Annotated in this window: 3 protein-coding genes and 1 pseudogene; all 4 read left to right on the plus strand. The window is 35.0% G+C overall.

The window, feature by feature from the left end; translation table 11 throughout:
- Window positions 1–228: pseudogene (locus Q0594_RS05215) on the plus strand (1-deoxy-D-xylulose-5-phosphate synthase N-terminal domain-containing protein); the annotation flags it as partial.
- Between the two features lie 102 nt (window positions 229–330).
- A complete protein-coding gene (locus Q0594_RS05220) occupies window positions 331–399 on the plus strand; it encodes a hypothetical protein (protein WP_298730228.1) in 69 nt (22 codons plus the stop codon).
- Window positions 389–1135, plus strand: coding sequence for a PP2C family serine/threonine-protein phosphatase (locus tag Q0594_RS05225; protein WP_298730224.1), 747 nt, complete (start codon window positions 389–391; stop codon window positions 1133–1135). The genes Q0594_RS05220 and Q0594_RS05225 overlap by 11 nt, the downstream gene beginning before the upstream one ends.
- A 56-nt stretch (window positions 1136–1191) precedes the next feature.
- Window positions 1192–2597: UDP-glucose--hexose-1-phosphate uridylyltransferase (gene galT / locus Q0594_RS05230; protein WP_298730226.1), on the plus strand; the 1406-nt coding region annotated here is incomplete at its 3' end.

Consider the following 2597-nt stretch of genomic DNA (forward strand, 5'->3'; position numbering starts at 1 on the left):
AAAGATAAATTTGTATTTGATGTATCTCATCAAACATATCCACATAAAATGTTAACTGGAAGAAGACAAGCCTTTACAGATGAAGCTCATTACGATGATGTAACTGGATATAGTAATCAACATGAAAGTGAACATGATCACTTTATCTTAGGACATACTTCAACTTCAATAAGTTTAGCCTTGGGACTTGCAAAAGCAAGAGATGTAAAAGATGAAAAAGGAAATATTCGCCACGTATATCGTAAAGTAGCAAAACAAACTCCAGCATCTCCTGCAAAAGTAGCTCGTCAAGAATTACCACAAACAGGAACGAATAGTTATTTAGGTGCTATTGCTTCCCTTGTTGGATTAGGAGTATTTTTTGGAGTCGGAGGAGTGAAGAAACGTCATGAAAATTAAAAGCATTTGTTCTATTCAAGGTACGGCGGTTGAAAACGAAGATGCGCTTGGTAGTTTTGGAAATTTCTTTTGGGTGATTGATGGAGCCACAGATTTATATAATGCAAAAAAATCGATTGGATATTCGGTTTCTGAAGTAACGCATTTATTGTCTAAGGTGATTGCAAAACATTGTGCAGAATCAAAAACGTTAAAAGAAATTTTTTCTGAAAGTATTAAGGAGGTCCGTTCGATTATAGGGTTAGATAATTTTAACCATGAAGAATATTGTAAACTGCCGACTTTCGCCTTTGTTTTTGCAAAATTAACAAAAACAAAACTGGAATACATGATTCTTGGAGATTGTGTCATGCTCGTAAATGACCAAGAGGTAACCGACCATCGTGTGGACCGTTTGTTTGATTTAGGAAAAAACGAAATTGCACATTCAAGTAAGGAAGGCGTCCAAAGAAAAACAATCTTACAAAAAATTAGAGAACTGGCCAATACGTCAAATGGATATTGGATTGGCTCGCTGGATGAATCTTGTGTGGAACATGCTATTTACGAAAGTACAGAAGTGACTAGTAATCAAATTGTATTAATGAGTGATGGCTTTTATGAGTTTTATTCTCAACATCCAGAGGATAAGTTTGATGATTTAATTGTAATGAGAAAGCAATCACAGGAAGTCGATCCTATTTATGGAAAGAAAGATGATGCAAGTATACTAGTTGTTGATCTTTTAAAGGATTGAAGACCCTGAAATGAAGAAAATAATTGAATAACCAAATAGATTAAGAGGAGAAAATGATGCGAACAGTAATCAATAATTTTGTTGAACAAGTAATTCAATCTGAGCTGTATAAACCTATGGATTACTCATATGTAAAGAATAGAATACTTGCTCTAGTCGGAGAGGAAGGAGCTAATACACCTACAAGTGAAACAGATATAAAAAAATTAAAAGATATGCTCGTTGAATTAGCTAAGAAAAATGGGAAAGTAGGCCCCTTGGCAGAAGAAAAAGACTGTTTAGGCGCAGAGTTAATGAACTTTATTACTCCAATTCCAAGTACTGTTAATGAAAATTTCTGGAGTACTTATCAAGAATCTCCTGAAAAAGCTGTAAATGATTTTTATCAACTAAGTAAAGACAACGACTATATTAAATTATCAGCGATTGCTAAAAATATTGCATTCCGTGCAGAAACAAAATATGGACCGCTTGAGATTACGATTAATCTTTCTAAACCAGAAAAAGACCCTAAAGCAATTGCTGCTGAGAAATTGATGAAAGCTTCGAATTATCCAAAATGTCTTTTGTGTATGGAAAATGAAGGGTATCAAGGAAGAGTAAACTACCCAGCTCGTGCGAATCATAGAATTATCCGAATGAAACTTGGAGATGAAGAATGGGGATTACAATATTCACCATATTCATATTTTAATGAGCATGCCATTTTTCTAAATACAAAGCATATTCCGATGGCGATTACTCCTAAAACATTTGAACAACTATTAGAAATTGTAGATATTATTCCGGGTTATTTTGCAGGATCAAACGCAGACCTCCCTATTGCAGGTGGCTCTATTTTAAGTCACAACCATTATCAAGGTGGAAAATACGTTTTCCCAATGGAAGTAGCGGAATGTGAAACAACCTTCGTATTTTCAGGATTCGAAGATATTCAAGCTGGTATTGTGAAATGGCCAATGTCTGTTCTTCGATTACGTGGTAAGAATAAACAAAGAATAGTGGAATTAGCTTCGAAGATTTTAAAATCATGGCAAGGGTATACCGATTTAGAGGCAGATATTATTGCTACAACAGGAGAAATTCCGCACCATACAATCACTCCGATTGCTCGTGTAGTGGATGGTCAATTTGAAATGGATCTTGTTTTGAGAGATAATCACACATCAGAGTTACATCCAGATGGCGTATATCATCCTCATAAAGATGTTCAGCATATTAAAAAGGAAAATATCGGGTTAATTGAAGTGATGGGACTTGCTATTTTACCACCTCGTTTGAAAACAGAGTTAGAGGAAGTTGAGAAATATCTTTTAGGCAAAGATAACGCAATTGCAGATTATCATTTAGAATGGGCAGGACAATTAAAAGAAAAATACCCTAACGTTAAAGAAGAAGAGGTTAATAGCGTAGTTCAACACGAAGTAGGACAAGTGTTTGCGAGAGTTCTCGAAGATGCTGG

It is taken from the genome of uncultured Granulicatella sp., assembly GCF_938030755.1.
GTDB lineage: Bacteria > Bacillota > Bacilli > Lactobacillales > Aerococcaceae > Granulicatella.